Here is a 24291-nt window from a genome sequence, read left to right as displayed (position 1 = left end):
AACCCACAATCAGAGAATTCGCCAGACCCGGCATGCTTTCCCGCGTGCAACCGATAACCAGTCAGGAGACGACATCATGACCCTCAACCCTTCGGCCGACGTTGTGACGCGCGAATTGCGCGGCAAGGTGCTGCTCGTGACGATCGACCATCCGCCGGTCAACGCGCTGTCAGCCGACGTGCGGCGTGGCCTGCTCGCCGCCGTCGAAGCCGCCGACGCCGATCAGGCCGTGGAAGCCGTGTTGATCGTCGGCGCGGGGCGCAATTTCATCGCCGGCGCGGACATTCGCGAGTTCGGCAAGCCGCCGGTGCCGCCCACGCTCCCGGACGTGTGCAACCGCATCGAGGCATGCACGAAGCCGGTGGTCGCGGCGATTCATGGCGCGGCGCTCGGCGGTGGTCTGGAAGTGGCGCTCGCGGCGCATTACCGGATTGCCGTCGAGGGCGCGAAGCTCGGCCTGCCTGAGGTGCAACTCGGCCTGCTGCCGGGCGCGGGCGGCACGCAGCGCACGCCGCGCCTGATCGGCGCCCAGGCCGCGCTCGATCTGATCCTGAGCGGCCGCCACGCCAGCGCGAAGGAAGCGCTGGCGCTCGGTCTGATCGACCGCCTCGGCAGCAGCGACGACATCCTCGCCGAAGGGCTTGCCTATGTGCACGAGTTGCTGGCCGCCCACGCGCCGGTGCGCCGCACGCGCGACGCCGCGGCGCTCGGCGACCGTGCCGCGAGCCTCGCCGCGGTTGCCGCCGCGCGCGCGGAAACCGCGAAGAAATCGCGCGGCCTGTTCTCGCCGCTGAAAATCGTCGAGGCCGTCGAAGCCGCCGTCGAACAGCCTTTCGACGAAGGACTGCGACTCGAACGCAAACTGTTCCTCGAATGCATCGACAGCCCGCAACGTGCCGGCCTGATTCACGCGTTCTTTGCCGAGCGCGAAGTGCTCAAGGCGCCCGAAACGCGCGAGGCCAAACCGCGCGCGCTGAACACGATCGGCGTGGTGGGCGGCGGCACGATGGGCGCGGGCATCGCCGTCGCTGTGCTCGACGCCGGACTGCCGGTGACGATGATCGAACGCGATGACGCGTCGCTTGCGCGTGGCCGCGCGCACATCGAAAAAGTCTATGACGGCCTGATCGGCAAAGGCCGCATGAGCGCGGAAAAGAAGGCTGCGGTCATGACGCGCTGGAGCGGCAGCACGTCGTACGATGCGCTCGCCGACGCGGATCTCGTGATCGAAGCCGTCTTCGAAGACCTCGCCGTCAAACAGGCCGTGTTCGCCGAACTCGATCGCGTGTGCAAAGCAGGCGCCGTGCTCGCGACCAACACGTCGTATCTCGACATCGACGCCCTGGCCGCGAGCATTTCGCGCCCCGCCGACGTGATCGGCCTGCACTTCTTCTCCCCCGCCAACATCATGAAGCTGCTGGAAGTGGTGGTGCCGAAACAGGTCAGCGCGGACGTGGTCGCCACCGCGTTCGAACTCGCCAGGAAGTTGCGCAAGACACCGGTGCGCGCCGGCGTATGCGATGGCTTTATCGGCAACCGGGTGCTGGCCGTGTATCGCAGCGCCGCGGACGCCATGATGGAAGACGGCGCCTCGCCCTATCAGATCGATGCGGCCGTGCGCGCGTTCGGCTTTCCGATGGGACCGTTCCAGGTGGTGGATCTCGCGGGCGGCGACATCGGGTGGGCGGCACGCAAGCGGCGCGCGGCTACGCGCAATCCCGCAGCACGTTATGTGCAGATCGCCGATCGCCTGTGCGAGCGCGGCTGGTTCGGCCAGAAAACCGGACGCGGTTTTTATCTGTATTCCGAAGGTTCACGCAGCGGCACGCCTGATCCCGAAGTCGAAGCGATTATCGACGCCGAACGCGCACGCGCCGGCATCACGCCGCGCAGTTTTACCGACGACGAAATCATCCGCCGCTATATGGCCGCAATGATCAACGAAGGCGCCAACGTCGTGCATGAGCGGATCGCGCTGCGGCCTCTGGATGTCGATGTGACCTTCCTGTATGGCTACGGCTTTCCGCGCTATCGCGGCGGCCCGATGAAATACGCGGATACGGTCGGCCTGCCGAAGATCCTCGCCGACATCCGCGAGTTCGCCAAGGAAGACCCGCTGTTCTGGAAAGCCTCGCCGCTGCTGGTCGAACTGGTGGAGCGCGGCGCGGATTTCGCGAGCCTGAATCAGACCGCCTGAGCCGGCGCATCATCGATACGAATCGACCGGCGTTGCATTGTCCACGCCGGTCGGTCAACCCTCTTCAGAACGACCCGCCATGGATCTGAACTTCACTCCCGAGGAAGAAGCCTTCCGCGCCGACGTGCAGGCCTTCTTGCGCGACAAACTCCCGCAGCGTCTCGCCGCCAAGGTGCACGGCGGCCGCCGTCTCACGCGCGATGACATGGCCGCGTGGCACGCCATTCTCAACGCGCAAGGCTGGCTCGCGAATCACTGGCCCAAAGAGTACGGCGGCCCGGGTTGGAACCCGGTGCAAAAATTCATCTTCGAAAACGAATGCGCGCTGGCCGGCGCGCCGCGCGTGGTGCCGTTCGGCGTCAACATGCTCGGCCCGGTGCTGATCAAATACGGCAGCGAAGCGCAAAAACGCCATTGGCTGCCGCGCATTCTCGACGGCTCGGACTGGTGGTGCCAGGGCTACTCGGAACCGGGCGCCGGCTCCGATCTCGCCTCGGTCAAAACCAGCGCGGTGCGCGGCACGGATGCGCAAGGCGAGCACTACATCGTCAACGGCCAGAAAACGTGGACCACGCTCGGCCACTACGCGAACATGATCTTCTGCCTCGTGCGCAGCGCCACCGACGTGCGCAAACAGGAAGGCATCAGTTTTCTGCTGATCGACATGAACACGCCGGGTGTCGAAGTGCGCCCGATCATAACGCTCGACGGTGATCACGAAGTCAACGAAGTGTTTTTCACCGACGTGCGCGTGCCGGTCGAAAACCTGGTCGGCGAAGAGAACAAAGGCTGGACTTACGCCAAGTACCTGCTCACATATGAACGCACCAATATCGCGGGCGTCGGCTTCTCGGTGGCCGCCTTCAACCGGCTGCGCAAGATCGCCGCGAAACAGCGGCGCAACGGCAGGCCGCTCGCGGAAGACCCCGCGTTCGCCGCGCGCATGGCGCGAGTCGAAATCGATCTGGAGAACATGAAGACCACCAACCTGCGCGTGATCGCGGCGGTGGCCGGCGGCGGCGTGCCCGGTGCCGAAAGCTCGATGCTGAAGATTCGCGGCACCGAGATTCGCCAGGAAATCTCGTCGCTCACGCGCCGCGCCATGGGTCCTTATGCGCAGCCGTTCGTCGAGGAAGCCTTGCAGGACGGTTTCGAAGGCACGCCGGTCGGCCCCGACGAAGCCGCGAGCGCCGCCTCGCTGTATTTCAACAATCGCAAGCTGTCGATCTTCGGCGGCTCGAACGAAATCCAGAAGAACATCATTTCCAAAATGATCCTGGGACTGTAAGGGGCGCACGTCATGAATTTCCAGCATACCGAAGACCGCCGCATGCTGGCGGACACGCTCAATCGGTTTGTCAGCGAGCAATACGGCTTTGAGACGCGCGACCGGATCGCGCGTTCGGCGCAAGGCTATAGCAGCGAGTTATGGAGCCGCTTTGCCGAACTCGGGGTGATCGGCGCATTGTTCGATGAAGCGGACGGCGGTTTTGGCGGCGGCGGTTTCGATATCGCCGTGGTGTTCGAGAGCCTCGGCCGCGGCCTCGTGGTCGAACCGTTTCTGGATACGCTGATTGTCGGCCGCGCGATTGCGCGCAGCGGCGACGTGGCGCAGAAGGCTGCGCTCGGTGACTTGATCGACGGCTCGCGAATCGTTGCGCTCGCGCACGGCGAGCCGGACAGCCACTACGAACTGGCCCGCGTGACGACGCGCGCGCAGCGCAGCGGCGACGCGTGGCAACTGAACGGCGCGAAAGCGGTCGTGCAGCACGGCGAGCATGCTTCGCTCTTTCTGGTCTCGGCACGCACGAGCGGTGATGACGACGACGAAGCCGGCGTGTCGCTCTTTCTCGTACCGCGCGATGCGGCCGGCCTCAGTGTGCGTGGCTATCCCAGGATCGACGGCGGGCGCGCGGCCGAAGTGACCTTCGACAACGTCACGCTCAACGACGACGCATTGCTCGGCACCGCGGGCGCGGGCTTTGCACCGCTCGAGTACGCGGTTGGCTGCGGTGTGCTGGCCTTGTGTTCCGAAGCGGTCGGCGCGATGGATGTCGCTAAAGACTACACGCTAGAGTATCTGCGCACGCGCAAGCAGTTCGGCGTGCCGATCGGCAGCTTTCAGGCACTGCAGCATCGCATGGCCGATCTCCTGCTCGAGATCGAACAGGCGCGCTCGGCGGTGATCAACGCGGCCGCGGCGCTCGGCGCCGAACGCCGGCAGCGGGAGCGCGCGGTGTCGGCGGCCAAGTACAGCATCGGGCGAATCGGCACGCGCGTGGCGGAGGAATGCATTCAGTTGCACGGCGGAATCGGCATGACGTGGGAACTGCCGCTCGCTCATTATGCAAAGCGTCTCGTGATGATCGATCATCAACTCGGCGATGAAGATCACCATCTCGAACGGTTTGTCGCACTGGGGCGGGAATAGGTGGGACGTGTGGGGAATCGCGATCGGCGGCGCGCGCAGACTGACGGTGAATGCAGCGCCGCCTTCTTCTGACCGCATCGCGATCGCGCCTCCATGGCGCCATGGCGATTCTGACGACTACCGAGGTCTGCCGGGACTGCGCAGGCGCGGCTGTGACCAGCGACGTCGTTAACCTATCTCGACGTTCATCTCAAGTTCCACACACGCGCCCAACGGAATCTGCGCCACGCCGAAGGCCGAGCGCGCATGCTTGCCGCGCTCGCCAAATACCTCCGCCAGCAATTCCGACGCACCATTCGTCACCAGATGTTGCTCGACGAAGTCCGGCGTTGAATTGACAAGACTCATCAGCTTGACGATCCGCGTCACGCGATTAAGGTCGCCCACGTGCGCGTGCAGCGTCGCGAGCAGATCGATGGCGATCGAGCGCGCGGCGATGCGCCCTTCTTCCGTTGTCAGGTTGCTGCCGAACTTACCTGACCACACTTTGCCGTCCTTCTTCGCGATATGGCCGGACAGAAAGATCATATTGCCGCTTTGCGCACTCATCACGTAGGCGGCCGCGGGTGCGCCGGCAAGCGGCAACTCGATGCCGAGTTCCTTGAGTCTGGCGTAAACGTCCTGTTGGACCATGACATGCTCCTTAAATAGTGGGGTGATCAAGATGAAATGCTTTGGCTTCGGGCAATGAAACCACGCTGACGCGATGCCTACAACGCGGTCGAATCGAACACCATCGCGCCGAGCTCGCCCAGCGACTTCCCGTTCGGACTCACACGAATTCGCGGATCGAGTCGCCGCCACGGCAGATCGGAAGGATCGGCGGCCATGGGACCGGGTGCTTTGGCGACGAGGATCGTGTCGGCAATCGCCTGAAAGTCCGCGCGGAAGTGCACTGAACTCTTGTTGACTAGAATCTTCATTCGTGACGGCTCGATCCCCGCCGCGCGATACAGGTTCTGCTCGAACATCTGCGTCTTGATCGAACTCACCGCTATCCTCACTCCGTCGATGCGAAGGCACGCCACAGGCCCAAGATCGCCCGGCATTCCGTTCATCATCGGTCCGTCAAAGCGGAAATGTCCGTCCGAAACATGTTCGACGTAAAACCTTGCTGCCAGCGGTTCGTCTCCGGGCACGCCCGACCGGCCTCCCAACGCGAGTTCGAGCGTCGCGCCCACGCCTGCCCGATGGGCTGCGGCTGCCGCCGGTGCGTCCCAGATCATGCCGAGCGCGGCATCGGCCGCGCCGTGGCGCAACAGCGCGCGCGCCATGAACATCGTGTTCGAATCGCCCCCTGCTCCCGGGTTGTCCTGTGTATCGGCAATGATCACGGGCCGCCGTGCGCTGCGGCTGCGCTGCATGGCGTCGATCACCGCCTGGTCCGGCGTGAGGAAGCGAACCGCCCACAACGCTTCGTGCGCGGCGATGCGTTCGAACAAGGTGTCGATAGCCGCCGTCAACGCTGCTTCGTCATTTCCGTAGCCCCAGATCATCGGCCCGCACTCCGGAAAGTCGGCCGCCGGGAACCCCGGTGCGAAGGATAGCGAAGCAATCGTGTCGCGTTCGAGCAAGGTCATGAGTTCATACACGCCGCGTGCGGGTTCGACGAGCGTGCACATCGCGTTGATGGGAATCAGAAACGGAATGCGCCGCGCCGCCCGCTTGAGCGGTCGCCCATTGGTCAACAGATCGTCGAGAATGCGCGCCGCGCGCTCCCCTGTTTGTGCCATGTCGACATGCGGATAGGTCCGATAGCCGACAAGGGCGTTGGCGTAGTTCAGCATTCGCTGGGTCACGTTCGCGTGCAGATCCAGCGTGGCGACGACCGGAACGCGAGCGCCGACAGCTAACCGGATGCGCTCCAGCAGTTCGCCTTCGCCGTCGTCGGTGTGCTCGGCGACCATGGCGCCATGCAGGTCGAGATAAATGGCGTCGAATGTCTCGGTCTCGACGGCCAGCAAAATGCTGCCCGCGATCCGTTCATAAGCGTCTCGCGTCACATGGGCCGACGCACTCGCGCCTGCCCAGATCACCGGGACCAACTCGTGTCCGGCGGCCTCGGCGTGCCGGATGAAGCCGGCGACCGGAACGTTGACGCCACGCAGATCCAGTACGCCGGCACCGCGCGCGAGCGCGGGAAAGCCCTCGCCTTGCAGAAAATTTTCCCAGCCGGCGCGGGTGGGCGCGAACGTATTGGTTTCGTGCTGAAAACCGGCAATCAGGATCTTCATTAGCGCAAGCTGTCAGTCCGGTACGCTTTCGCGGCTGAACGCATCCATCTCGCGGATCAGGCTTTGTGCGGCGAGCTTGACCAGCGCGCCGCCCTTTTCCGGAGAGGCGAGCCCCGGATCGGAGCCCATCCGTCCATCGGAATAGCGCGCGCGGAATTCGAGCGCCTCGCGAATCGGTCCCGATGGTGCGATCTTTGGCGAGTAGCTGGCCGTCTTGATCGACTCGGGAAGCGCCCATTGCGTAATGGCGATTTCGGAGGGCGTGGCATGGATGCCATGCCCTTCGGGAAACTGCTCTCGCGCCAGTTCGCCGACGCCTTCCAGATCCCACCAGTTGCACAGCTTCAGCGCGAACCCCGCGCGGCGTTTAGCGAAACTGGCCTCAGCATAGATCTCGGAGAAAGCGGCTTCGATCGACGCGACGTTGCCGCCATGGCCGTTCAGAAACAGGATCTTCTCGAAGCCGTGACCCGCGAGCGAGCGCGTCCAGTCGCCGATCGCGGCCATGAAAGTCGAGGGCCGCAGCGAGATGGTCCCCGGAAAGCCCAGGTGATGCTGCGCCATACCGATGTTGAAGGTCGGCGCAATCAGGATGTCAGCGCTCTTCTCGGCTTCGTGCGCGATGATTTCCGGGCACAGCCAGTCCGTGCCCAAAAGACCCGTGGGACCGTGCTGCTCGTTCGAGCCGATCGGCACGACGATCGAACGGCTTCGTTCGAGGTACTGCCCGACTTCGACCCATGTTGACTGGTACAAAAGCATTTGAAGTTCTCGCTTTCGCCGCTACCCGCAGGAAACGCGGCGCAATAGGGTTGACTGCGGCTCATCGACGACACCTGCGGATAACCGTCAACGAGCATCCTTATCCGGAGCTGGACCCGCCCCGCCCGTTATTCTGAAGGCAGCCTGTTCGCGACGAGCAGCACGGCGCCGCATAGCGCCAGACCGGCGACGATCAGGAGTCCAAGATGGAGGTTGCCGGTCGCCGTCTTGGCCCAGCCGATGATCGCGGGTCCCCAGAATCCACCAGACAGGCCGATCGTATTGATCAGGGCAATGCCACCCGCGGCCGCGTCGCCCTTGATAAATTCGGATGGGATCGCCCAGAACACCGTGTACGCCATCCACAGCATGGTTATGGCGAATGTCAGCAGAACGAGCGTGGCGACGAGATGGCCGTCGGTCAAGACGGACAACGAAAGCAAGATGGCGGCGAGCAACGCCGGCACGGAGCTGTGATAACGCCGTTCGCGACGCGCATCCGAACGGCGGCCGATCAGGTACATGCCGAACGCGGCCCCGACGTAGGGAATCGCCGCATACCAGCCGAGCCGGATCGTATCGTCGACACCTTGCGACTTCACGATGGTCGGCAACCAGAAACTCATGGCGTAGATCGACGCGATGATGCAAAAGTACGCGCAAGCCAGCAGATAAATCCTCGGGCTGCGCAGAACAGCCTTGAACGAATGGTCTCCAGCGGGCACGGCTACGAGTTCGGATTCGAGCAGGCGCTTCTCGTCATCGTTCAGCCAGTTGGCCTCGGCGGGCCGATCCGACAGCACGAACAGCGTGAGCACGCCCAGCACGATGCACGGCAGACCTTCCACGAGGAACATCCACTGCCAGCCGGCGAGACCCGCTTTGCCGGCGAGGCTCGTCATCAGCCACGCGGAGAGCGGGCCGCCCACAATGCCGCCGATCGGGCCGGCGAGAAACACGATCGCGATTGCGCGGGCCATACGTGAGGGACCGTACCAGCGCGAAAGATAAAAGATCATGCCCGGCGCAAACCCCGCCTCGAAGATGCCGAGCAGAAAGCGCATTCCGTAGAACATCTGCACGTTGCGCACAAACAGCATGCATGCCGAGGTAATGCCCCACAGCACGAGGATGCGGAAGAAGGTTTTACGTGCGCCGATTTTCGGCAGCATCAGGTTGCTCGGCAGTTCGAACAGCACGTAGCCCAGAAAGAAGATGCCGGCGCCAACGCCGTAAGCGGCATCGGAAAAGCCCAGGTCGCTTTGCATCTGCAACTTGGCGAAGCCCACGTTCACCCGATCCAGATAAGCGAACAGATAACAAAGCAGAAGAAACGGCAGCAGCCTGAAGTTGAGCCTGGCATAGAGCGCGGGAACGTCGTTCCAGCGGGTCGCCGCGGGTTGAATTGTTGCCATGCCAGCCTCCATGTCGAACGTCTTGTTCAGTTCATCCTGTATGCGCATGGTGGCGACTCCGAGCCGGACTAGCAACAGCAACTAAGTTCACGTATCGTTGCCTACAGAGCAACGACAGCGTCGACGGGAGACCGGCATGAGGGAAATCAATCAGCAGCGCCTGCGCTATTTTTATGAGGTGTTGACTCACGGCACGATTCGCGGGGCGGCGGATAGCCTGAACACGTCGCCCTCCGTCATTACGCGGCAGATCAAGCTGCTGGAGGACGAACTCGGCGCCACGCTATTCGAGCGCCAGGCGCGCGGCGTGACGCCCACCGAGGCGGCGGCGCATCTGCTCGAATTCTGGAGAGGGTATCGGTCGCAGCAGGAGAAACTGGAGGACCAGCTTCATGCGATGAAGGGGCTACAGCAAGGCCATGTGCAACTGGCCATCAGCGAAGGCTATGTCGACGCGCTGATCGACGAGGTGATCACCCCGTTCTGTGCGCACTATCCCAAGCTGGACATTGGCGTGGATATGCTGCCGGTCGACGACGTGTTGGCCGAAGTGGCCGAGAGCCGCGCCCATATCGGGCTGGCTTACAATCCGCCGCCCCATGCGCGGATTGAATATCGCGCCAGTTCCTCGCAGCCCATCGTCTTGCTGGTTCGATCGGAGCATCCGCTGGCACTGCGAGGCACGCCGGCAAGCGTCGAAGACCTGCTCGCTTATCCCCTCGCGTTGATGCCGGGCAACTTCGGAATTGGCCACGCGGCCAAGATGCTGGAGTTTGCCGAGAACATCGAGATTCGCCCTGCCCTCACCACGAATTCGCTGACCGCGCTCAAGCGCATCGTCGCTTCTGATAACTTCATCACGCTCGTGGGAGAATTCGCTGCGTATCGCGAGATCGCGGCGGGCGACCTGGCCGTCGTACCCATCGACCATCCATTGTTTCGCGGCATCAAGGCGCGACTACTCGTCAAATCCGGCCGCCCACTCGTGGCGGCTGCCCATGAGTTGCTCAACTGGATCCTGCAGCGCATGACGATGTTTGCGGAGCCGGACGACGCCGGCCGTGGCCGGACGGCTAGCGGCCGGCCACGCCGTCGTGGCGCGGCGCGCTAGCACGCACACGAGTGAGCGGCATGCCTGTTCGCACCAGACGGAACAGCGATGTCCGGGCAAGCTGGACAGGCATATCCCGAGCAGTGCGCGCTGGCGTTGCCCCTCTTGTCCGGATTGATTCGGCGAGTTGCAACCGGAGAGCCGCCACACCCTCGCGCGATCAGACGGACAGCGTCTGCTGAAAATTCAGATTGGGCGAGTTCAGCGCCAGATCCGTGCTCAGGTTGGGCAGGTTGAACGAACCGCTGCCGGAAACCGTCTGGTCGAGACCGCCTTGCGCGGCCCACTGGAAGTTGCCCACGCCGGAAACACCGTCGGCGCCGGACACGTCGTGCGTCTCGATCTGCTTGTAGACATCCGGGTTCTGCAGCATGTAGGAAGCCGCGGCCGACACATCGGACGGCGTGCCGGCGGGCGGATTATTAGCCAGCTTATAAAGCTGGTTCGGATCGAGCGACGAGATGCCGTTCTGGCTCATGTAGCTCGCGAGCGCACCGGCCGCGCTTTGCGCGCCCATCACGGCGCCTTGGGTGGAGATCGAATTCATCGTATCGGTTGCGCCCGGCGCGGGCTCGCTGTCGAGCCCGCCCTGCGCCGCCCACTCGAAGTTGCCTACGCCGGAAATGCCGTCCGCACCTGCCACGTCGTGCGTTTCGATCTGCTTGTAGACATCCGGGTTCTGTAACATGTACGCCGCCGCAGACGACACTTCGGGCGGTGTGCCCGCAGGCGGATTGTTGGCCAGCTGATAAAGCTGGTTTGGATCGAGCGACTTGATGCCGTTCTGGTTCATGTAGCTCGCGAGCGTGCCCGACGCACTTTGTGCCATCGCGTTCTGTCCCACCGACGACGAACTCTGCTGCAACGCCTGATTGATCATCGCATCGACTTGCTGCTCCAACTGCTGGATGGACTGATCTTCTGTAGAAAACGAAGCGTCGAAGCTCGGCGTGGCAAGACTGGAGACGGTGTCGTTGGCGATAGCGGTCATGGGATCCTCGGCAAGGAGAAACAGACCGCCGCCGGTCAGGCGGAAATGAAGCGGAGCACAGCGGCAGTCCGGGGTCGTCTAATGCTAATTGGGCGGTCGGCTCCGGTTCCGGCCCACGCGAACAGCGGGCCGAAAATGCGAAGCCATGTCCTCGCGAAGAGGCGTGCGCGGCAGCAGAAACGACACACCGGCAAACACGCCCGCGTGCCGCGGCAACCCGCGCCACGCATCACTGAACCTGCGCGGCGCCTCGCGCGGCCTGCCCTTCGCAGTAGGCGAGGTACTTGTCGTAGGCCTGTTGCGGCGGCGTTTTGGCGTACTGCCCGTAAAGACGATCGATAAAGGTGGTCAATTCCGCCTGTGCGTACAACTGTCGTTCGATCGGCATCGCCGCCGCCACGCGCTGCGCCTTGCGCAACTCGTCTTCCTTGCTGACGCCGGCATCACGGTCCTGCGCGATCAGCTTCGCGTTGTTCGCGCGCGTCGTGCAGACCTGCGTCATGGCCGCAGAAGCCTGCGCCTGCGCGGACACCGGGCCAAGCGCCGCCGCCGACGCGAGCAGCGCGCTCACGGCCATGCTGCGTACGAAGGGAAAAAAGCGCGCGCGGGGTGAGTCGCCTGGGGTTGTGCCGATCATCCGGTCCTCGTCGTATTCGATGCAATCGATGTTGAAGGGGTCCTGTCAAGCAGCGTTGCCGCGGTTACGTCGTCGGCAAACCGGCTGATCGACAGCACATGATCCAGCGCCCAGACGCAGTGAAACCAGCCGGTCGGAATCACCAGCAGGTCACCCGGTTCGAGCATGACATCCACGCCGAGCGCATCGGCAAAGCGCGGAAAGCGCGTCAGGTCCGGGGCTGCCACGTCGACGCGGCAAGGACGATACGTGTTGAACGCATCGACCGCGTAGACGGCGCGCTCCTGAGCCGGCGCATAGAGCCGCACGCGCTTGCGGCCGTGGAGCTGCGCGAGAAACGAATTCGCCAGATCGCAATGCAACCGCGTGACCAGTGCGGCGGCGCTGGCCCGCCCGAACCAGAGTTGTCCGGCGCCGAACAGGCGCGCCGGCAGCATCGGCAGGCAGAAGCGCGCTTCCCATGCGGGCGGTAGCAGGCAGCCTTCCGTGTAGGTCGCAGCGCCGGCGCCGGGAGCATGCTGCGCGACGAACCCGTCGATAAAGTCGGCGACAGTTTGCGCAAGGCCGCTCGACGGGTCCGCGCGCAGCACCGTCGCCCCCTCCTGGGTGCGCCAATCGTCCAGCGTCCACGCGACTTCGGGCCAGCTCACCATGCCGCGCAACACCAGCGGGATGGATGCCTCGAGCGTGTCCGCCAGTGCCGCATGCAGGCTCGTGTCGCTGCAGCCGCTCGCCCGCAGCGACGGCACCGTCTCCAGCGCAGCGGGTGCGCGCCGTTGGGCTCGCTCGAGCGCCATGCGCCCCATCGCCGAGGGCCGCTTGAGCAGTTGCAGCCAGTAAGCGGCGAGCCGCTCGGCGCCATCGATCCGCACACCGCCGAGCGCCGTGGCCGCGGCACTGCGGGGATCGAAGCCGGTGGGGTCGTCGAGCATTGCGCTCAGCAAGGCCCGCTTCAGCGTGATGCGAGCTGCGGCGCCGTGCGTGTCGCCACGCGGGATTGGCGCCGACTCGATTCGCCAACCGAAGGTGAAACGGCGGCTGGCCTCTGCACGATCGCTGACGATCAGATCCACGGTGGTCACTTGCGGCGGCGCCACGTAATGTTCGCCGAGCCGCGCTTCCAGAAACGCGCTGAGTTCGTCATGCGCGATCATGTTCACCATGGCTTGCGCCAGTACACCGCTTGAGCATTGACACGCATCAGCGGCGCATCGATGCGATGCGCGCTACGGTATTCGTCGACGGCGCGCGCGCAGCCGGTCGGCAGACCATAGTCGTCGACGATCACGAAGCCGCCCGGTGAAAGACGCGGATACAAGGACTCGAGCGCGACACGGGTCGACTCGTACCAGTCGCCATCGAGCCGCATCAACGCAAGGCGCTCGATCGGCGCATCCGGCAAGGTGTCGGCGAACCAGCCGGGCAGAAAGCGCACCCGGCGATCGAGCAGACCCACGCGCGCGAAAGCCTCGCGCACGGTCGCCAGATCGCTGCGCAGGAGGCCGACCGCGCGCATCAGGTGATGCCAGATCGCATCGCGTAGGTCGGTGACCGGGTCCGGCGCGGGCAGGCCCGCGAACGAATCGGCCACCCACACGCCGCGGCCGACGCCGCCGAACGCGGTCAGCGCGGCACGCATCAGAATCGTCACGCCGCCGCGCCATACGCCGGTTTCGATGAAGTCGCCGGGCACGCGTTCGTCGATCACCACGCGCGCCAACTCGACGACGTTATCGAGCAGCACGTCATCGCACATCGTCAGACGGCGCGACTCCTGGTGCATGTGGTTGAGCGCGTGCGCCATGCGTGAGGGCTCGATGCCGGCAATATCGGCAGCCGAGCAGCGGCGCGGCGCGAGCCATTCAGCGAACACACGGTCCGCCTCGGCGAGCCGCTCGGCGCAATCGTCGGCGGTGATCGGCGCGCCTCGAGCCGCCGCGCGATGCGCGGGATCATCGAGGTCGGCCGCGCCGCCAATGTAGCGGCGTATCATGGCCAGGTAGACATAGGCGCGCTCGTTATCGACGGCCAGCATGGATAGCCGCGGATCGGGGCCGGACGAAGAAGCGGAAGCAGGACGCGGAGGATTCGGAAGATTCAATTCCATCGCCGGTTCGGGTGGGCTCTCGGGCCGTTGTGCGCAGAGGGCGTTGCGCAGAAGCTGTCCCGCCAGATGGCGGGCGCTGCGGCAAGCGAGGCCAGTATCCCGCCTAGCCCGGGCACGGTTCGACTGAGGCGCGAATGGATGCATGCTCATGCGAACCACCGGCGCCTTGCCGTTTGCCGTTTGCCGTTTGCCGTTTGCCGTTTGCCGTTTGCCGTTTGCCGTTTGCCGTTTGCCGTTTGCCGTTTGCCGCTGCCGCTGCCGCTGCCGCTGCCGTCCTGCCGTCCTGCCGTCCTGCCGTCCTGCCGTCCTGCCGTCCTGCCGTCCTGCCCGGCCAGTATGTGTGCCCGTCGTACCTGCGTGCGGTTTTCGATCCAGTCTTTCGTGTCGAGCGAGGCAGTAGCGCGCCGGATCAGGTGTGATGCCAATATTGCCCGCCCGCCCCTTGCTCCCATGACCGGTTTTCCGCCCCGCCCCGTGCAGCCGCCGCGCCCCTCGACGCTGTGCCTCATGGCTTGCTGCCTGCTCACCCTCACCGGCTGCGCGACGGCGCCCAAACCGCCGCCGACCTCCGACGAATACCTACCCGCGGCATTGCGCGCCAGCCAGGACGAAGTACTCCAGGAAGTCATGACCACCCACGGCGACGAAACCTACGTGTGCCGGCGCATCAGGACAAGCCCGCCCGCCTTCGGCGTGACCGCGCGGCCGGACACGCTGCCCGGCGTCGCCCGCGACGGTACGCAACTGGCCTGGGATCCTCTGGGCTCCGAAGCAATTCTCGTCGACGCCGCAGGAAAAAGCGTCGGCACCGTCGCGCCGGGCCGTTACTTCCTCTCCTACGACGGCAGCTACGTGATCGGCAATATCGCCGCCGAAAGCCAGGTTGGTGCGAATGCGCTGACCTGGGTGCGCTACACGGCCCGCTTCGTCGCCGCCCCACGCCCCGGCGAAGGCCGTTTCGCCGACGTCAGCTCGATCCAGCGCATCGACACCTCGGGCGGTTTGCCGCCACAACCGTTGTGCGAACTCGAAGGCGCGCATCTGCTCGTGCCGTACGGCGCGACGTATATGTTCTACCGCGCGAGGGGCCACGCGCCTGCTGCACTGCCTGCGAATCAGGCCTCGCGGTAACCCCCGCGTCGAATGGGACCGCGGTAGCGCTGCTCAAGCGCTGACGCCGGCCGACTGCTGTATATGGGAGTCGATGATGCAATTTGGTCTGTTCATGACGCTGCCCGCGCCCGAGCCAAAGCCCGCCGCCGAGTTGTACCAGCGCGCGATCGCCATGGCCGAAGCCGCCGATACGCTCGGTTTCAGCCACCTGTGGCTTGCCGAACATCACTTCACGAACTATTCGCACTCGTCGCGGCCGCTGATGCTGCTGTCCCATATCGCCGCGCGCACCCGCCATCTGCGTCTCGGCCCGGCGATCGTGCCGGTGCCGCTGCATCATCCGCTCGTGATCGCGGAAGAACTCGCCACGCTCGACGTGCTGAGCGGCGGACGCGTCGAGGCCGGCCTCGGCAGCGGCTATCAGCGCTACCAGTACGAGCGCTTCCAACTTGTCAAAGGCGCCACCTCGGCCCGCGACGACGAAGCGATCGACGTGTTATTGCAGGCCCTACGCGAACCTCTGTTCTCGCATCACGGCGAACACTTCAGCATTCCCCGCACCGGCCTCGTGCCGCAACCGCTGCAACGCGCGATGCCGGTGTGGCTGGTCGTCAATTCAAGCCGGCGCGAGTCGGTCGAACAGGCCGTGCGGCGACGCGCAAACCTCTTCACCGGCGTGCTCGAACCCATTTCGAAGCTGACCGACGTACGGCGCCACTATCCGGACCTCGCCACCGGGCTCTCGACAGTACGCATCGGCACACAGCGGCCGGTGTTCGTCGCACAAAACGAAGCGCAGGCCCGCGAGGCCGTCGAGCATGCCCGCTGGAACGGACGCGCGACGCTGCGCCTGCGTCACGATATGGGTGACGTGGTGGACGGCATGGTACCGGCGCAGCCCCTGCCCGACGAACCCTCCGATGACGTGCTGCGCGACGATTTCCTCGTGATCGGCACCGCCGAGGAATGTATCCGCCAGTTGCGCCGCATTCGAGGCGGGCTCGGTTGCGACTACTTCAGCGCAAGTTTCTGGTTCGGTTCGATGCCGCACGACATGGCGATGGAATCGATGCGCCGCTTCGCACGCGACGTGATGCCCGCATTCGCCGGCGATGCGCCTGGAGCGGGCGCGCAACGAGCAGCGGCGTCGCGCCCGCAATGGGAAGCCACGCTAACGTGGTGAAGCGCGTGGTGAATAAAGCGCTGAACCCATTCAGCACGCATGACACGCTTGCCCGCGCGCCCCATTCGCCGCCGACACGTTCGCATCCTCGTTCCAAACTTCGGAGTTGCAGCACCGCCGTGTGACGTGGCAATGAAAATTCGTCATCGTCGGCAATCAGCCGATGCGACCGTCCTCACCTGGGAGACCGCTCGTGCCATTCGGGATTCGCAACCCTTTCTCACGCGGCGCGCCGCCGGTTCAGCAACAGCAGCAACCCGCGGCCCCACAGCCGAATCAGCCGCAGGCCAATACGCCCCTGCCCGAAACGCGCGTGGTCGGCGGCCCGCTCGACAAGCTGCGCGCATTGCGCAACCATCTGCCCAGCGCGCCGGTGCAGACGCCGCTTGCAACGGGGCAGACGCGCAGTGACCCGATGCCGCAAGGCTCGCCCTTCAACGACCTGACCGGCAGCGGCGCGAGCCGCGCCTATACGCCGTTTCATACGCGCACGACGGTGCGCGCGTCGCGGCCCGCGCCGGAGATCGAGCCGAGCGCGAAGCAGATGCACACGCCGAAGCCCAACGCGAGCACTCCGCTTGGCGTCAAATCGCACAACAACACCAATGTGAAGAGCGCGGTCGGCAAGAACGAGCGCGCCGCGTCGCAAGCGAGCACCGAACTGCGCAACGAGGCCGCGGCCGACGCGCATCTCGCCGCGAGCTTTCCGGCCGAACCCGGCACTCAGTTCGAAACCGACCGAAACGCGCTGCTGCACGACATCCGCGAAGCGATTCCACAAGCGCGGCGCGGCGATCCGCCGCTCGCCAAGGCGCGCTTTCTCGGTCATGCGCTGGCGGAAGCGACGGGCGGCAACGTGCAGCGCGCGAACGACGTGCTCGGCGTGCTGCAAGGCACGATCGCGCATCCCAACGCGCAGCAGGCGCGCGATGCGTTTGCCACCCGCTGCGCGATGGCGCGCTCGCAAGCCGCTTTCCACGCGCTGCGCGACGTCGAGGCGGCGCCGCCGCTGGGCGGCAATCTCCAGGCGCCCACCGAGCGCGACCGCAAGGTCCACGCGCAAGCCGACTGGCAAACCTGGCGCGCCGCGGACACACTGTTGTCGGCATGGCCGAACGGCATGGAAAAACCCGGCTCGCTGCGTGAACTCGGCGAAGCGGCCAACGCCATGCTGCCGGCCGCCGAACGCGACCCCAACACCCAGGTCGCGCAAAGCCAGCAGCAAGCCGCGATCAGCCTCGCGCTGGCGCCGCATACGCAGACCGCCAAGGCGATGCTGTGCGGCAACGCGCTGCTCGACAATCCGCGCGCGCAACCGGACACGCGTTTGCGTTCGGCGTACCTGGCGCATCGCAACGGGATCGCCGAAGCCGATGTCGGCCAGGTGCAGAACCGGATGTTCTCGGTGGTCAAGCACGCGCAGCGCAATGCCACCTCGGCACGCACCGGTTCGTGGATGAACCGCACGGCGCAGCGCTTTCGCAGCGGCGTCAAGCAGAGCTTCGGCCACGAGAAGGACCCGATCTCCGCGCTCGGCATGGGTACTGCCGGCGGACTGATGGACCATCCGGACAAGGACTTCAGCACGCTGCAATCCATCGATACGGTGGTCGATGCGCTAAATACGCAGGTGGTGAACGGGCAGCAACGGCGGCGCGGCGAAGCGCCGAACAATGCGACGATGAACGCCGCCGTGCGCGCCGCCGCGCTGCGCAACTGGAAGGCGAGCATCGGCACCAAGGGCTGGTTGCGCGACGACACCAAATTCGGCCGTCTGCAGCGAAACCAGATTGCGCGCGACGTTGCCGGCGCGCTGAACGTCGACAGGAACACGGTGCGCGACAGCCCGGCGTTCCGCGATCTGCCTAAAATGAACGCCGAGACGCTGCGCGCCTGGGCCACCGAATCGGGCGCGGACATGAACGCGCCGATCGGCGCGACCGGCCGCACGCTCGGCGAAAATCTCGACCGTATGCAGGCGATCCGCCAGGATCCAGTGGCGACGCCTGCCACGCCGCAAGGCAATATCGATTCGTTGTGCCATCTGGTCGAAAACGTGCCGAAGACGTGGAGCGTGCAGATGTCGAGCGGCGGCGTGTATGGGCTGGACGCGAACATCTCCGAGAATATCGCGACCGCGCTCGGGCTCGTCGGCGCGCCGAGCGCGTCGGTGGCGCCGGACGTGCGCTATCTGAAAGGCCGTCACGCGCTACTCGAAGTCGGCTCCACCTCGCATCACGGCGAGATGTTCATCGGCACCGACAACCGCAAGTCCGCGCACCTGGGCGTGGGCGGCTTCATTGGCTGGTCGCTCGCGGGCGGCAAGGCGATGGCAAGCGGCTACGGGTCCGTGATCGGCGGACGCGACACCAGCAATCCCCGCGGCGTGGTGATCCGCACGCCGTTCGACCAGACCGGCAGCAACGACCCCGAGGCGTGGCGCGGCAAGATGACCGACGTGGTGCGCACGCTCGGCGGAGCCGGTCCCGGAGGACAACTGCCGCGCACCAAGGACGAAATGTGGAACGGCATGGCGGACAAGTTCTTTGCCGATCCTGACGTGTCGATCGGCTGGGTCGACAACAAGAGCCGTTCGAATTACGGCTCGGTTGCCGTGACGGGTGGCGCGCGTTACGTGAGCCCGGCCAACGTCAAGTTCGGGCCGCTCGTCACGGCCGAGGCCGTGCTCAGTTCGAGCAAGGCACATGCGACGGATCAGAGCGGCGCGCGCAACGTCGACAAATCGAGCAGCGGGCATCGCTTCGCGGTCAACGGCAGCGCCACGCTGGTGGCGAGCCCGCCGCCCGTGCCGATCGGCAACGTCGGGCCGTTCAACTCACTGTCGTTTTCGAGCGCGCCGCTGGTGGGCTTCGGCACGACCCTGATGCAGACCGGCACCGGTTCGACGCTGCGGCTCTATGAAGAAAGCGGCGACATCGTGCCCGAGCGCACCTATCGCGATACCGAGTTCACGAGCGTCGGCAACTACCTGCAATACATCGACAGTCGCAATGATGAATGGACTCATTCGATGAACGGCGACCAGGCGGCGTTGAACCTGTACCAGACCAAGGTCAAGCTCAACGCGACTCGCGGCAATCAGTACTACGGCGAGCGGCAGCGCATCGTGCCGCAGGCGGCCGCCGAGATCAACGCGTATCGCGGCACGCTGCGCATGTACGAGCAGGGCGGCCGCACGCCGAGCGCCGACGAGCAGAGGGAAATGCTGCGGATTCGCGGCGAGATCGCGCGTCTGCTCGAGTCGCCGGCAAGCTGGACGAATCACGTGCTGTACAGCTACGAGTCGAATTCGGCTTCGCGCACGTCGGGGCTTTCGTATGTCGGCACCGCGCAGGCGGTCAAGCAGGTCAGTGCGCAGCGGGAACTGAGCTATCTGTCGGCCCAGGTTTGATCGAGGCGCGCCGCGCCTTCGAGCACGGCACGCACCCGCTCACCCATCCCGTCAAAGCGGGCGCGTTGCAGGCGCGCATAGTCGCCGTATGCGCCCAGCAACGCGCCGCGCACACCTTCATCCCGCAGCGATGCAATGGCCGCGAGCGCGGCCTGCGCGCCGCCGACGTCATCGCAGGCCGCGCTCCATCGCGCGCAACCCGCCTCGCTCAGCAAGCGCTCGATGCGCGCGTCCATCGACAGCCCGAACACCGGCACGCCATGCGAGATCGCGAGCACTGCCGCGTGATAGCGTGTCGTCACCACACATGCGGCATGCGCGACCGTGGCGGCCACTTCGTCGAGCGTCTGCGGGCCGCGCGCGACGATCTCGATCGGGAACGGCACACGGGCCGCCAGATCGGCGCAGGCGCCGCGATCGAGTTGCTCCATGCCCACCAGCACCGGCGTGTACCCCTGCTCCCTCAAGCCGACAGCAATCCGCGCGAATCGATCCAGATAGGCGTGATAGGCCTCGGCGCGCGACGCGTCCCAGCAGTGGAAATGCAACGGCCCATAGCGCAGCGGCGATACTTCGCCACGCGCGTCGAGCTCACGCGCTCGCGCCGCGTCGGCATGCACCGGCCACCAGAACGGATTGTTGGGACAGAGCACCGCGCGCCGTGGGCCGTGCGGCCCATCGTGCACTGCAGAGTGTGCCCGATAGGTCCACGCGGTATCGGCGCCCGCTTGCGCGCTCACACCGAGCGACGCGAGCTGCGCGCGCGCCGCTTCGTTGCGGCAAATGACTTCTCCGGCCTGCGCGTGGCGTTCGACAAAGCGCGTGAGCGCTGCGCTCATCGTGCCGCTATCGACACCGTACGCAATCGCCGCCCGCCCGTGCGCATGCGCGAGCGCGATTCCGCCGATCAGCACGCCCGCCAACGAGTCGGAAAACTTCGACGTATAGGTCGAGCCCTCCACGTTCAGCACGAGATCGGCGTCGCGCACGGCGGCGTCGAGCGCATCGGGCAGATACGGCAGCGCGGGCATGAGACGCGGCGTGCCGGCAAGCAGCGGATGATCGAAGCAGTCGCCCAGCGCGAACAGCGTGATACGGGGCTCGCGCGGCGCGAGCAGACGACGCAACTGCGCGATCGTCTCGATCGTGCGCAGATCGGCACCGGTATTGCCCGCGCCGCTGTAGCCGAGCAACAGCACGCGCGGCGAGTCGCGCAATGTGTTGCGCGGCGCGTTCCGATTTTCGCCGGGATCGCTGCGCACGGGCGCACGCCGCGCCGCGTCGATGCGTCGCCGCATGTCGTCGAGAAATACCTCGTCTGGCGCGGGAGCGCCCGCATATCGGTTCAGCGCGGCGAGCGACCGCCGCAATGGGCTGTCGGCAAGGTCCCAATCCATCATGCCGCACCTAACGCTTGAGCGAGTTGCTGCATTTGCAGCGCACCGGAGTACGGATCGACCGCCACTTCGACGATCGTCACGCCGGCGTGATCACGCGCCTCCGCGAGCGCCTCGTCCAGCGTGTCTCGCGTCTCGACACGGCGATGCGCCAGCCCGAACGCCTGCGCCAGTGCGCCGATATTGAGCTGGTAAGGATTGCGGATCGTGCGCCGATAGGCCGGTGCTCGCGAGATCGGCAAGAAGTCGAAGATCGCGCCGCCGCCGTTGTCGAGCACGCATAGGCAGGCCGGCGTACTCACACGTTGCGCGCTCGCCAGCGAGGAGAGATCGTGAATCAACGCCTGATCGCCGAGCAGCAACAGACCCGCATCGCGGCGCGCGAGCGCTTCGCCGATGAACGTCGCCAGCGTGCCGTCGATGCCGCTCACGCCGCGGTTCACATAGATAGTCTGGCGCGCGGCACGCACGTCGTAGCCGATATCGGCGTGACGCATCGACATGGAATTGCCGAGATGGACGAAGGCAAAGCCGGGCGCAGCCAGCACGCGATGAACCGCCGACACTTCACCCCAGGGGAGCGCCGCAACGCACGCGCGCCGTTCGCGCGCACCGTAGGCGGCAACGCTCGCCCAGCGGTCACGCCAGGAAAAGGCGACGGGCGCGGCAGGTTTCGCCGCTGTGTTGGGCCAGGCACTGGCACTGGCACTGGCACTGGCACTGGTACTGGTACTGGTACTGGTACTGGAAGTCCGATGTAACGGCACGGGCACGGCCTCGCACAACGCCGCAGCCATCTCATCCAGCGTCGCTGGCGAAGCGGCGACCACCACATCGCGCGGATCCAGCGCCGGGTGCAGATAGTCATGCGCGACACGACAAGGCGCGATCTTGATGGTGGGCACGTCGGCATGCGTTTCGAGGTACGTGTGTAGTACCGGCATGACCGGCGCGAGGCCGAAGCGCACGATCAGTTCCGCACGCGCCGACGCGAGCCGCGCCGCGCCGCCGAATACATCGAATGCGTTGACGATCAATGCGCCCGCCGCGCCTTGCGCAGCCGCTTGCGGCGCCAATGCAAACGGCCCGGAGCGCAGCCCGCTGCCCGCATCGGCGAGCACGGGAAAGCCACTCGCCGCGGCCAGCGCGAAGATCGCCTCGGGTGGCACGCCCGGTTCCGGGCCGACCACGATCAACCCGTCGAGACCGTCACTGAGCGGTCGGCTGCCGCGCCTCGCGAGCACACGCGTCATGACGCGTTCGACGATCAGCGCGGCAGACCTGTCGGATAAGCGGGAGTCGGCGTATAGAGACGCGCTGCGCTCTTGCAAAGCAGTGGGCGCACATGCGCCGCCGTCGGCCTCGGCCCGCGCCGCGCGGACCGTCCCGAGCGACACCGGCTGCGTTTCGAGCGCGTCGTAGACACCGGCCAGCGGAACGTTCAGATGCACTGGACCACGCGTTGGCCGCATCGACGATGGATGCGCGTCGGCGCGTGACAGGCTGTCGCCGAGATCGGGCACGCCCTCGAACATGGCGGCCAGCACGGCCGCGATCTCGCCGCGCGCTCGCTCTACGGCTCGTGCGGAGTCCTCGGGATCGGCCAGGTCCGCCTGTGCGCGCACGAACGCGCGGGTCGCACCGAGATGGTCCGCCGTCTGTCCGAAGCCAGCGCCGCGCAGCCCACGCGGCCGGTCGCACGTCAGTACGACAAGCGCCACACCGCAGGCGTCCGCTTCGGTCAAGGCCGGCAAGACATTGGCAACCGCCGAGCCGGACGTCGTGACGATCGCGACCGGTGCGCCGCTCGCTTTCGCGATCCCGAGTGCGACGAACGCGCCGCTGCGCTCGTCCGTACTGATCATTTCGACGGCGATTCGTGGATGCGCGTCGAGGGCAAGACACATCGCGCTCGCGCGGCCACCGGGACACAACACCGCATGACGCACACCGGCCGCGCTCAACATCTCGACGATGAACTCCACCCATACCGTGTTGAGTGATTCACCGGGCGCCGCGGTGGCGGGAACGGCGCTCATCACACCAACGCTTGCGAAGTGTCCGCCACCGGCGTAATCGCGATCGTGCGCGCCTGCGCAGCGTTCGCCCCTTGCTCCGCCGCAATCAGCCGCTCCATCACGCGTCGTGCGCGAATCGCGCCGGCGTCGATGGGCAGCAGCGCCGGCTGCATCGCCCAGAAGTCGTTGTCGCCGAGATTCTTCTGCTGCGCTTCGAGCATCGGCAAGTCTTCGCACTCGAACGGCTTCATCAGACCTTCGACGGCATAGCGCACCAGACCGCGCGCCGCGTCGCCCATCTCACTGGGCAGACCGAACGCGAAGAAATAGTGTGTCGTGCACTCGGTTTCCGGCGTCAGCCAATGCGCGGACGGCGCGATCAGCCCCGCTTCGCGCGGCATGCCCGCCGCCGTTACGCCGACCACGATGGAGAGCAATCCGGGAGGCGTCCAGCGCACATCCATCCAGCGATCCACCCGCGTGCCGGGTGGAATCCCGAAGCCTTGCGCGACGAACGGCTGCAGCGCTTCGTCGTAAGTGCTGCGGCGAACCCAGACCGTATCTCCGAGACTGCCCGACTGCACGTCGCCGCGTGCAATTGCCTCGCTGCCGAGCGTATCGGGATGGAGGAACTGGAAGTGGCTCAGATCGAGCAGGTTATCGGCGCTCAGCTGATAGTGGGCGCGCGTATGCAGATAACCGTCGTGCGTGACGTTGGTCGCGGGATCGACGAAAGGAAACGACGGCACCAACGCCGCGTCGGCGTGGGCGGGGTCGCCCGGCCAGAACCAGATGGCGCCGTAACGTTCGATCGACGGGTAGGCACGCACCTTCGCGCCCGCCGGCACGCGGCCGTCGCCGTGCGGATTGTGCACGCACTGCCCGCTCGCGTTAAAGCGCAGACCGTGATACGGACATTCGAGCACGCCGTCGACGATACGGCCTTTCGAGAGCGGCGCGAAGCGATGCGCGCAGCGATCGTCGAGCGCGACGGCACGCTGTCCGGCATCGCGATACAGCACTACCGGCCGCCCGAGCAGCGTGCGCGTGAGCGGCAGGTCGGCGCGAACCTCGTGCGCAAAAGCGGCGACATGCCAGGCGTTTAACAGAAAGGACATGAGACCACTCGCAATGGAATCGGCAGAGGAAAAACACGGCGCGGTGCCGCATTGGGCGGCCGCCTCATGCGAGTGTAATTAGCCCGGTCATCCCACAGATTCAACAAAGCTCAGGCAAATGCGAAGCCGCATTCACAAAATGCGCATTCGAGATGCTCAACAAAG

Annotated in this window: 17 protein-coding genes and 1 pseudogene; 7 read left to right on the top strand and 11 right to left on the bottom strand. The window is 65.6% G+C overall.

Features of this window, described 5'->3' with window-relative positions:
• Positions 1–76: 76 nt before the first annotated feature.
• The 3 genes from AC57B1_RS36370 (at position 77) to AC57B1_RS36360 (ending at position 4628) form a co-directional block, all read left to right on the top strand.
• The gene (locus AC57B1_RS36370) at positions 77–2197 is read left to right on the top strand and encodes a 3-hydroxyacyl-CoA dehydrogenase NAD-binding domain-containing protein (RefSeq protein ID WP_496420107.1); all 2121 of its coding nucleotides are present in this window, start codon (positions 77–79) and stop codon (positions 2195–2197) included.
• A gap of 79 nt (positions 2198–2276) precedes the next feature.
• The gene (locus tag AC57B1_RS36365; protein WP_496420106.1) at positions 2277–3485 is read left to right on the top strand and encodes an acyl-CoA dehydrogenase family protein; all 1209 of its coding nucleotides are present in this window, start codon (positions 2277–2279) and stop codon (positions 3483–3485) included.
• A 12-nt stretch (positions 3486–3497) separates the two neighbouring features.
• Positions 3498–4628, top strand: coding sequence for an acyl-CoA dehydrogenase family protein (locus AC57B1_RS36360; RefSeq protein ID WP_408347353.1), 1131 nt, complete (start codon positions 3498–3500; stop codon positions 4626–4628).
• 168 nt (positions 4629–4796) lie between these two features.
• Here the strand turns inward: AC57B1_RS36360 and AC57B1_RS36355 are convergent, their stop codons facing one another.
• The 4 genes from AC57B1_RS36355 to AC57B1_RS36340 form a co-directional block, all read right to left on the bottom strand.
• A complete protein-coding gene (locus AC57B1_RS36355) occupies positions 4797–5261 on the bottom strand; it encodes a RidA family protein (protein WP_496420105.1) in 465 nt (154 codons plus the stop codon).
• Between the two features lie 77 nt (positions 5262–5338).
• Entirely contained in the window at positions 5339–6862 is a 1524-nt protein-coding gene (locus AC57B1_RS36350) for a M81 family metallopeptidase (RefSeq protein WP_496420104.1), read from the bottom strand.
• Between the two features lie 12 nt (positions 6863–6874).
• Positions 6875–7624, bottom strand: coding sequence for a creatininase family protein (locus AC57B1_RS36345; RefSeq protein ID WP_408479168.1), 750 nt, complete (start codon positions 7622–7624; stop codon positions 6875–6877).
• A gap of 128 nt (positions 7625–7752) precedes the next feature.
• Positions 7753–9039: an MFS transporter gene (locus AC57B1_RS36340; RefSeq protein WP_496420103.1), complete on the bottom strand. Its 1287-nt coding sequence runs from the start codon at positions 9037–9039 to the stop codon at positions 7753–7755.
• Between the two features lie 136 nt (positions 9040–9175).
• Here AC57B1_RS36340 and AC57B1_RS36335 point away from each other — a divergent pair, with 136 nt between their 5' ends.
• Complete coding sequence (locus AC57B1_RS36335) at positions 9176–10150, top strand: LysR family transcriptional regulator (protein ID WP_496420102.1); 975 nt, start codon at positions 9176–9178, stop codon at positions 10148–10150.
• A 256-nt stretch (positions 10151–10406) separates the two neighbouring features.
• On the opposite strand, the pseudogene AC57B1_RS36330 reads toward AC57B1_RS36335, so the two are convergent.
• The 4 genes and pseudogenes from AC57B1_RS36330 to AC57B1_RS36315 form a co-directional block, all read right to left on the bottom strand.
• Positions 10407–10892: pseudogene (locus tag AC57B1_RS36330) on the bottom strand (hypothetical protein); the annotation flags it as partial.
• A 478-nt stretch (positions 10893–11370) separates the two neighbouring features.
• Positions 11371–11778 (bottom strand): hypothetical protein, encoded by a 408-nt coding sequence (locus tag AC57B1_RS36325; protein ID WP_091792718.1) that lies wholly within the window; start codon positions 11776–11778, stop codon positions 11371–11373.
• On the bottom strand, positions 11775–12941 hold the full coding sequence (locus tag AC57B1_RS36320; RefSeq protein WP_496420101.1) for a cupin-like domain-containing protein: 1167 nt from the start codon (positions 12939–12941) through the stop codon (positions 11775–11777). The genes AC57B1_RS36325 and AC57B1_RS36320 overlap by 4 nt, the downstream gene beginning before the upstream one ends.
• Positions 12935–13885, bottom strand: a complete 951-nt coding sequence (locus AC57B1_RS36315) for a TylF/MycF/NovP-related O-methyltransferase (protein WP_496420100.1) — start codon at positions 13883–13885, stop codon at positions 12935–12937. The genes AC57B1_RS36320 and AC57B1_RS36315 overlap by 7 nt, the downstream gene beginning before the upstream one ends.
• 507 nt (positions 13886–14392) lie before the next feature.
• Here AC57B1_RS36315 and AC57B1_RS36310 point away from each other — a divergent pair.
• From AC57B1_RS36310 to AC57B1_RS36300, 3 genes are all read left to right on the top strand, one after another.
• Entirely contained in the window at positions 14393–15016 is a 624-nt protein-coding gene (locus tag AC57B1_RS36310; RefSeq protein ID WP_496420099.1) for a DUF3455 domain-containing protein, read from the top strand.
• A 73-nt stretch (positions 15017–15089) separates the two neighbouring features.
• Positions 15090–16181, top strand: coding sequence for an LLM class flavin-dependent oxidoreductase (locus AC57B1_RS36305; RefSeq protein WP_496420098.1), 1092 nt, complete (start codon positions 15090–15092; stop codon positions 16179–16181).
• Between the two features lie 193 nt (positions 16182–16374).
• Positions 16375–19593: a hypothetical protein gene (locus tag AC57B1_RS36300; RefSeq protein ID WP_408347330.1), complete on the top strand. Its 3219-nt coding sequence runs from the start codon at positions 16375–16377 to the stop codon at positions 19591–19593.
• Here AC57B1_RS36300 and AC57B1_RS36295 read toward each other — a convergent pair.
• The 3 genes from AC57B1_RS36295 to AC57B1_RS36285 are packed head-to-tail and all read right to left on the bottom strand — an operon-like array spanning position 19572 to position 24126.
• A complete protein-coding gene (locus tag AC57B1_RS36295) occupies positions 19572–20993 on the bottom strand; it encodes a polysaccharide pyruvyl transferase family protein (RefSeq protein WP_496420097.1) in 1422 nt (473 codons plus the stop codon). The genes AC57B1_RS36300 and AC57B1_RS36295 overlap by 22 nt on opposite strands.
• Complete coding sequence (locus tag AC57B1_RS36290; protein WP_496420096.1) at positions 20990–23029, bottom strand: thiamine pyrophosphate-binding protein; 2040 nt, start codon at positions 23027–23029, stop codon at positions 20990–20992. Before AC57B1_RS36290 ends, AC57B1_RS36295 begins: the two co-directional genes overlap by 4 nt.
• Positions 23029–24126 (bottom strand): aromatic ring-hydroxylating dioxygenase subunit alpha, encoded by a 1098-nt coding sequence (locus AC57B1_RS36285; RefSeq protein ID WP_496420095.1) that lies wholly within the window; start codon positions 24124–24126, stop codon positions 23029–23031. Before AC57B1_RS36285 ends, AC57B1_RS36290 begins: the two co-directional genes overlap by 1 nt.
• Between the last annotated feature and the right edge of the window lie 165 nt (positions 24127–24291).

The sequence above is a fragment of the Paraburkholderia sp. BGA-UO-ETr-F21 genome (assembly GCF_059567925.1).
The sequence above is the reverse complement of the archived record's forward strand: the minus strand, read 5'-3'. Positions and strand labels throughout refer to the sequence as shown.